8 protein-coding genes and 1 pseudogene are annotated in these 7619 nt (G+C 43.9%); 6 read left to right on the forward strand and 3 right to left on the reverse strand.

All coding sequences use genetic code 11. The features are described 5' to 3' along the window. Positions 1–38 precede the first annotated feature (38 nt). The 4 genes from BACFIN_RS00335 (at position 39) to BACFIN_RS00320 (ending at position 2839) form a co-directional block, all read left to right on the forward strand. The gene (locus tag BACFIN_RS00335) at positions 39–602 is read left to right on the forward strand and encodes an HdeD family acid-resistance protein (protein ID WP_007758281.1); all 564 of its coding nucleotides are present in this window, start codon (positions 39–41) and stop codon (positions 600–602) included. Positions 603–685: 83 nt separating this feature from the next. Beyond that, a complete protein-coding gene (locus BACFIN_RS00330; RefSeq protein ID WP_007758282.1) occupies positions 686–1165 on the forward strand; it encodes a DUF4494 domain-containing protein in 480 nt (159 codons plus the stop codon). A gap of 6 nt (positions 1166–1171) precedes the next feature. Next, positions 1172–1846 (forward strand): YggS family pyridoxal phosphate-dependent enzyme, encoded by a 675-nt coding sequence (locus BACFIN_RS00325; protein WP_022276637.1) that lies wholly within the window; start codon positions 1172–1174, stop codon positions 1844–1846. Between the two features lie 15 nt (positions 1847–1861). Beyond that, complete coding sequence (locus BACFIN_RS00320) at positions 1862–2839, forward strand: dihydroorotate dehydrogenase-like protein (protein WP_007758284.1); 978 nt, start codon at positions 1862–1864, stop codon at positions 2837–2839. 122 nt (positions 2840–2961) lie between these two features. On the opposite strand, the gene BACFIN_RS00315 is transcribed toward BACFIN_RS00320, so the two are convergent. Then, positions 2962–4287, reverse strand: a complete 1326-nt coding sequence (locus BACFIN_RS00315) for a PhoH family protein (RefSeq protein ID WP_007758285.1) — start codon at positions 4285–4287, stop codon at positions 2962–2964. Positions 4288–4420: 133 nt separating this feature from the next. Here BACFIN_RS00315 and BACFIN_RS00310 point away from each other — a divergent pair, with 133 nt between their 5' ends. Further along, entirely contained in the window at positions 4421–5911 is a 1491-nt protein-coding gene (locus BACFIN_RS00310; protein WP_007758286.1) for a bifunctional folylpolyglutamate synthase/dihydrofolate synthase, read from the forward strand. On the opposite strand, the gene BACFIN_RS00305 is transcribed toward BACFIN_RS00310, so the two are convergent. Then, positions 5879–6253: a RidA family protein gene (locus BACFIN_RS00305; RefSeq protein ID WP_007758287.1), complete on the reverse strand. Its 375-nt coding sequence runs from the start codon at positions 6251–6253 to the stop codon at positions 5879–5881. The two genes, BACFIN_RS00310 and BACFIN_RS00305, sit on opposite strands and share 33 nt — an antisense overlap. 216 nt (positions 6254–6469) lie before the next feature. Continuing rightward, positions 6470–6967: a DUF805 domain-containing protein gene (locus tag BACFIN_RS00300; protein ID WP_007758288.1), complete on the reverse strand. Its 498-nt coding sequence runs from the start codon at positions 6965–6967 to the stop codon at positions 6470–6472. A 401-nt stretch (positions 6968–7368) separates the two neighbouring features. Here BACFIN_RS00300 and BACFIN_RS00295 point away from each other — a divergent pair. Further along, positions 7369–7619, forward strand: a pseudogene (locus BACFIN_RS00295) (DDE transposase); the annotation flags it as partial.

Here is a 7619-nt window from a genome sequence, read left to right on the forward strand (position 1 = left end):
ACGAAATTATTCTAGTAACAATTTAAAATAGAAAATGTATGGAAACAGTATTCAATGAGATTCAACATTCAGTAAAGAACTGGTGGACTTCCCTTCTTCTGGGAATCGTGTATATTATCGTAGCCCTTTGGCTCATGTTCTCCCCCGTAAGCAGTTACATAGCTTTAAGTATTATCTTCAGCGTATCTATGCTGTTCAGTGGAATTTTGGAAATCATTTTCGCCATCAGCAACAAGAAAGGTGTTCCCAGTTGGGGATGGTACGTTGTAGGAGGAATCATCGACCTTATTCTAGGCATTTACCTGATCGCTTACCCGATGGTCAGCATGGAAGTCATTCCGTTTATCATCGCCTTCTGGCTCATGTTCCGAGGTTTCTCTTCTACCGGCTATTCCATCGACCTGAAACGTTACGGAACCCGCGACTGGGGATGGTATATGGCATTCGGCATTCTGGCTATCCTCTGCTCATTGCTGATATTGTGGCAACCAGCCATAGGAGCCCTTTATGCAGTCTACATGATCTCTTTCACATTCCTCATCATCGGACTTTTCCGTGTCATGCTTTCATTTGAACTAAAGAATTTACATAAAAGAAAATAAAAATCTTTCGGCACTTACTTTGGTATTTTGTTTATCTTTGTAGGCAATTTACATGAATCAACTAATTAAACAGAAAGAAAATTATGGCAATGCATACATGGTTTGAGTGCAAGATCCGTTATGAGAAAGTAATGGAAAACGGAATGCAGAAGAAAGTTACGGAACCTTATCTGGTTGACGCACTCAGCTTTACAGAAGCAGAGGCACGAATCATCGAGGAAATGACTCCGTTTATCTCCGGAGAATTTACCGTTTCGGACATTAAACGTGCCAACTATAGTGAACTTTTCCCCAGTGACGAAGAAAGTGCCGATCGCTGGTTCAAATGCAAACTTATTTTTATCACGCTGGATGAAAAAAGCGGCGCGGAGAAAAAGACATCCACTCAAGTGCTGGTACAGGCTGCCGACCTGCGCGACGCGGTGAAGAAGCTGGACGAGGGAATGAAAGGTACAATGGCCGATTATCAGATCGGAATGGTATCCGAGACTCCGTTGATGGACGTCTACCCTTACAGTGCCGAACCGAATGACAAACCGGAGTTTGACCCCGCAAAATCATAAATGACAATGAGTATTGCTGACAATTTAAAGCAAGTACTGGCCGAGCTCCCGCAAGGAGTCCGGCTGGTTGCTGTCTCGAAATTCCATCCCAATGAAGCGATAGAAGAAGCATATCAGGCGGGACAGCGTATTTTTGGAGAGAGCAAGGTGCAGGAAATGACAGCTAAATACGAAAGTTTACCCAAAGACATCGAATGGCATTTTATCGGACACTTGCAAAGTAACAAAATCAAATACATGATACCATACGTAGCGATGATACATGGCATTGATACCTATAAATTACTGGCAGAAGTCAACAAGCAGGCAGGCAAAGCAGGACGTACCGTAAACTGCCTGTTGCAGATACACGTGGCACAGGAAGAAACAAAATTCGGTTTCAGCCCCGAAGAATGCAGGGAAATGCTGGATGCCGGAGAGTGGAAAGCATTGGCACACGTGCGTATCTGCGGCTTGATGGGAATGGCAAGCAACACCGATAATATCGAACAAATCAACGGTGAATTCCGTTTATTGAGCAGTCTCTTTAAAGAGATTAAAGAAAACTGGTTCGCTGACTCAGACGTCTTTCGGGAATTGTCGATGGGTATGTCGCACGATTATCACGAAGCCATTGCCTCCGGAAGTACGTTAGTACGGGTAGGAAGCAAGATTTTCGGAGAACGAGAATATAATATTTAACCAATTATTATCACCATGACCGATTTAAAAACTACTTTCGCAGGGCTTTCCCTCAGGAACCCTATAATCATCAGTAGCTCGGGACTGACCAACAGTGTCGGCAAAAACAAGAAGCTGGCCGAAGACGGAGCCGGTGCTATCGTTCTGAAATCACTGTTCGAAGAGCAAATCATGCTGGAAGCAGAACAACTGAAAGATCCAGCTTTCTATCCGGAAGGCAGTGATTACCTGGCAGAGTACATTCGTGAACACAAGTTATCCGAATATCTGACTTTGATAAAAGAAAGCAAGAAGGTATGCCCGATTCCTATCATTGCCAGCATTAACTGTTACAGTGATTCCGAATGGGTAGACTTTGCCAAACAAATAGAAGAAGCCGGAGCCGATGCGATAGAGATCAATATTCTGGCTTTGCAGTCGGACATACAATATACATACGGTTCTTTTGAACAGCGTCACATTGATATTCTCCGCCACATCAAAAAAACGGTAAGCATTCCGGTCATCATGAAATTGGGTGACAACCTGACTAATCCCGTAGCACTGATCGATCAGTTGTATGCCAACGGTGCGGCGGCTGTTGTTCTCTTCAACCGCTTCTACCAGCCGGACATCAACATTGAAAAGATGGAGCATATCTCAGGCGAAGTATTCAGCACTGTTGCCGACCTGGGCACTCCTCTCCGTTGGATCGGCATCGCATCTGCCGCAGTAGACAAGATCGACTATGCAGCTTCCGGTGGCGTGGCTAACGCAGAAGCAGTAGTCAAGGCTATTCTTGCCGGTGCTTCAGCCGTAGAAGTTTGCAGCGCGATCTACCAGAATACAAACGCATTCATCGGCGAAGCCAACCGCTTCCTCTCCGCATGGATGGAACGCAAAGGCTTCAACAGCATTGCACAGTTCAAAGGCAAGCTGAATATCAAGGATATTCAAGGCATTAATACTTTTGAACGTACACAGTTCTTGAAATACTTCGGGAAGAAAGAATAAAGATTAAAGGAAGAATTTATTTTAAACGAAGAATAAATTTTGAATGAAGAATGAAGAATTATCTGCGCTCTAATGCCGCATAGTAAATTCTTCATTCTTCATCTTTTAATTTTTAATTTCTTCTACAGCAGGTTACTTGCCAGCTCGCTTAGCTCGCTCCGTTCTCCCTTTACCAGGTTCACGTGCGCAAAGATTTTCTGGTCTTTCATACGGTCAATCATATATACCAGACCATTGGACTGGCTGTCCAGATACGGCTGGTCAATCTGTTGGATATCTCCGGTAAACACCATCTTCGTACCTTCTCCCGCACGGGTAATGATGGTCTTTATCTCATTCGGCGTCAGGTTTTGCGCCTCGTCGATGATGCAATACATTTCGCTCAAGCTGCGGCCACGTATAAATGCCAAAGCCTCAATGACCAACTGTTCACTTTTCTGCATATCTTCTATACGCTTCACTTCAGTAGAGTTGGCAGCAAACTGGCGTTTTATCACGTTCAAGTTGTCGAATAGCGGCTGCATATAAGGAGCCACTTTCTCCTGCGCGTCTCCCGGAAGGAAACCTATATCCTTGTTGGAAAGCGCAACGACAGGGCGTGCCAGCAGAATCTGCTTGTAATCGGTCAGTTTGCCCAAAGCGGCAGCCAATGCCAACAGCGTCTTACCCGTTCCCGCCTTTCCGGTCAACGCTACCAGCTTCACATTCGGATCATTCAGAATCTCAAAAGCAAAACTCTGTTCCGCGTTGCGTGGTTCGATTCCGTAATTTTTACCCTTCATCACCCGGCAGATAGAATGAGTAAAAGGATTGTAACGTGCCAGCACCGTATTCCGGTCACTCTTCAGTACGAAACATTCGTTAGGATGAATCAGATCCTTAAAATCAAATTCACTCAAGTCGATACCCTCCTTAGAAGAATAAATACGGTCAATCAATGCCGGATCTATATTTTCAAAGATTTCATTGGATTTCTCAAAGACATCCACATTCACCACCTTGTCCGTGATATAATCCTCGCACAGCAGACCGATGGAACGCGCCTTCATACGCAGGTTCACGTCTTTGGTCACCAATACCGTTTTCATTTTCGGATATTTGGAGGCAAGAAACTCGGTTGCCGCCAAAATAAAATGATCGGGCTTCTTCGCCGGAAAAGCAGCCCATACTTCGGGAGCCTCCACCTGACCGGTCACCACAAACAGGCGTCCCAAGCCTTCGCCCAGCTTCACTCCTTTCGAGAAAATCTCGTCACTCGTCAGCGTATCCAACTCACGCACAAACTCACGGGCATTGAAATTAATCTGCTCGTTTCCTTTCTTGAATTTATCCAACTCCTCAAGCACGACAAGGGGAAGATAAATATCATTTTCCTGGAAATTCTTCAAGCAATTATAATCGTGAAGAATAACATTGGTGTCTAGCACAAAATTTTTCTTAGTTCCCATGATTTCTTAGATTTAAATGTTGATATTTGCAATCTCAATTCGTCAACCTCACTTATCGCAGTCCGGTTGACGGTTCTAAAGATAAACAAATTAGCGGGCAATAAAGATTGCCCGGCGTTAAATATTATAAAACATGGACTATCAGAACACTTTAAAGTACTTATATGAAAGTGTACCTATGTTCCAGCAAGTAGGGAAAGAAGCATATAAGCCGGGATTGGAAACCACACAAAAATTAGACGAATATTTCGGTCATCCTCATCAACAATTCAAAACGATACACATTGCGGGTACGAACGGAAAAGGTTCCTGTTCGCATACTATCGCCGCCGTATTGCAATCGGCAGGCTACCGGGTAGGATTATTCACCTCCCCGCACCTGGTGGACTTTCGCGAACGCATCCGCGTCAATGGCGAAATGGTGCCCGAAGAATACGTAGTTGACTTTGTGGAAAAGCACCGTCCTTTCTTCGAACCTCTCCAACCTTCGTTTTTCGAGCTTACCACCGCTATGGCATTCCGTTATTTTGCCGACAGAAAAGTAGATGTAGCCGTTATCGAAGTAGGAATGGGCGGACGTCTGGACTGCACCAACATCATCCGTCCGGACCTATGCCTCATCACCAACATCGGTCTTGACCATACCCAGTATCTGGGCGGTACACTCGAAAAGATCGCTGAAGAAAAAGCCGGAATCATCAAGGAAGGCGTACCGGTGGTTATCGGAAGAGCCAGAGGAGCGGTGAAAAAAGTATTCTCCGCAAAAGCGGAGGAGATGAACGCCCCCATCACGTATACGAAACAGACTGCCGCGGGCAACGACGTCGCTATATATAGCTATCCGGAATTACAGAAAGAAAGGAACAACTTTTACGAAATGACGCGGCAAGGCCTCGAAATGTTCAAAATGCTACAAGACAAACACCGGAAAAATGAGAAGTCTCTGGAGAAGTTACTGTCTACGTTCAATCTGGACAATGCCATACGCGCGATGGACAGAATACTCGACAAAAGAAAAAGCGCGATAAAACTCAGCAATAATCATTTTCAGGACGGTATTTTTCTGGAACTTACCGGTCTCTACCAAGTCGAAAACGGCTTTACTATCCTGACCGCCCTTGACGAACTGGTGAAAATGGGATATCACATCTCACCCAAGAACTATTTCGAGGGCTTTTCCAATGTATGCGAACTCACCGGACTGATGGGACGCTGGCAGAAAGTGTACAGCTATCCGGATATCATCTGCGACACCGGACACAATGTCGACGGAATCAAGTATATCTGCAAGCAGCTCGAAGCTATCCGGGCAAACGACGGAAAAAAGATCCATATCGTATTCGGTATGGTCAATGACAAAGATATCAGCGGTGTACTGAAAATATTGCCGAAAGACGCCACCTATTATTTCACCAAAGCCAGCGTGAAACGCGCGCTTCCGGAGAACGAGTTGCAGGAACTGGCTCAGAAAGCCGGATTGAAAGGCAACGCTTACCCCACTGTGGTAGAAGCGGTGCAGGCGGCAAAAAAAGACTGCCCCCCGAAAGACTTCATCTTTGTGGGAGGCAGCAGTTTCATTGTCGCCGATCTGTTAGCGAATCGCGATACACTCGATCTCTACTAACGCGTTCTTTGGCAGAGCTTTTACGGCAATCGCCGAGCGTGCCGGGAAAGTTCTGTCAAAATAAGTGACATACACACCATTCATCCCCGCAAAAAGGGACATATCCTGAAGAAACACGGTGGTTTTGACAATGTCGTCCATTGTCAATCCCGCCTCTTCAAGAATGTACTTTATATTTTCCAACGACTGGCGGGTCTGTCCTTCTATCCCTTCCGCCATCTGCCCCGTAGCGGCGTCAATAGGCAACTGTCCGGACACATATACCACTCCGCCCGCTTCCATCGCCTGGCTGTACGGACCGATAGCTCCGGGAGCTTTCTCACAGCAAATTACTTTTTTCATATTTCTATAATTGTTATTTATATAAGGCACAAAGTTATAGAAATATTCTATCCCCTCTCATAAAATATCGTTTTTAATATATCCAGCCGTCTCTTTTATTTTGGCTTTTCCAATATAAGTAGATTTCTCTCATTGATATCAGAAAACGAAACATAAACAAAAAACCTCCTGTGAAACGAATCTCACAGGAGGTTTTTTATTATTTGTTCGAAAAGATTATTCCGCTTTTTCTTTTGCAGGAGTTTCAGCAGGTGCAGGAGCAGCTTCAACCGGTTTTTCAACCTTTACCTCTTCTCTTGATACGTTTACCGTAACGTTGACAGCAGAAGGTTGTCCCTGGTAAGGCATACGGTTCTTCGGGTCAGCACCATATTGGTTAGGACCTACAGTACCGTCAGCAAACAACATATAAAGTCCGAAAATAGCATTCACGATAGGAATGAACATCAACAGAATCAACCAGCCGGATTTATTCAAGTCGTGCAGACGCTTCACGCCCTGTGCCAGAGAGAACCACACAGAAGCAACCAAAGCAGCAAGGCCGATCAACAAGCCGAATACAGAGCCACCGGCAGAACCGCTGGAAGCACCAAAAATAAAAGTACCTACACCCAACAGCATAGCGATCCAAGTTACTATACCACCAACAATACCAGACAGGAAATATTCGATTCTACGAATACGACCGTCAAAAGAAAAAGGAGCTTTGAACATAATTTATAAAATTTATATTAATAAATAAGTGAGTTGTTCATCGTGCATTTATTACATGGAAGCAAAGTTATAAAAAAAATAAAATAAAAAAAGTTCTTTAAGGAAAAGAATAAAAAAATAACCGAATCCCGTGCAGTATTTCCTATTTCCCTGCATTTAACCTATGAAACAAAGAAAAAGTAGCAAATCAAACCATGTATCATTAACCTACAACCTGAGCTTGAACAAAAGGGGAAAATTAAAAGAGAAAGAGAGAGTTTTTTTAATTAGGGATATTCCTAAAATAATAAAATTTAAGGCAACTACTTCATTGCGAATTAGTTGCCTTTTTTGTATCTTTAAGCATTCCCCCCAAAAAACGGTTTGACGGCCAAAACGGGGGTAATCTAAAATAAAAACACATGGTAAAGATACAAAAAATCTCAGAAATCGAACCTTGTTTAGGTTTTACCGAGTTCGATATGCTTAAAAAATATCGTCAAAGTTTTGCAACGAGTGAATTAGGTCGACTCCATTCTCTATTCCCTTTCTCGGAACTGGCTCGACAAATGCATTTGAAGTCCTCTGCTTTGGGTCGTAAAAGTTATTTTTCTCCCGAAGGTAAAATAGCCTTGATGGTCTTGAAGTCCTATACCAACTTTTCCGATGCACA

Origin of the sequence: Bacteroides finegoldii DSM 17565, assembly GCF_000156195.1 — a bacterium.
Taxonomy (GTDB): Bacteria; Bacteroidota; Bacteroidia; order Bacteroidales; family Bacteroidaceae; genus Bacteroides; species Bacteroides finegoldii.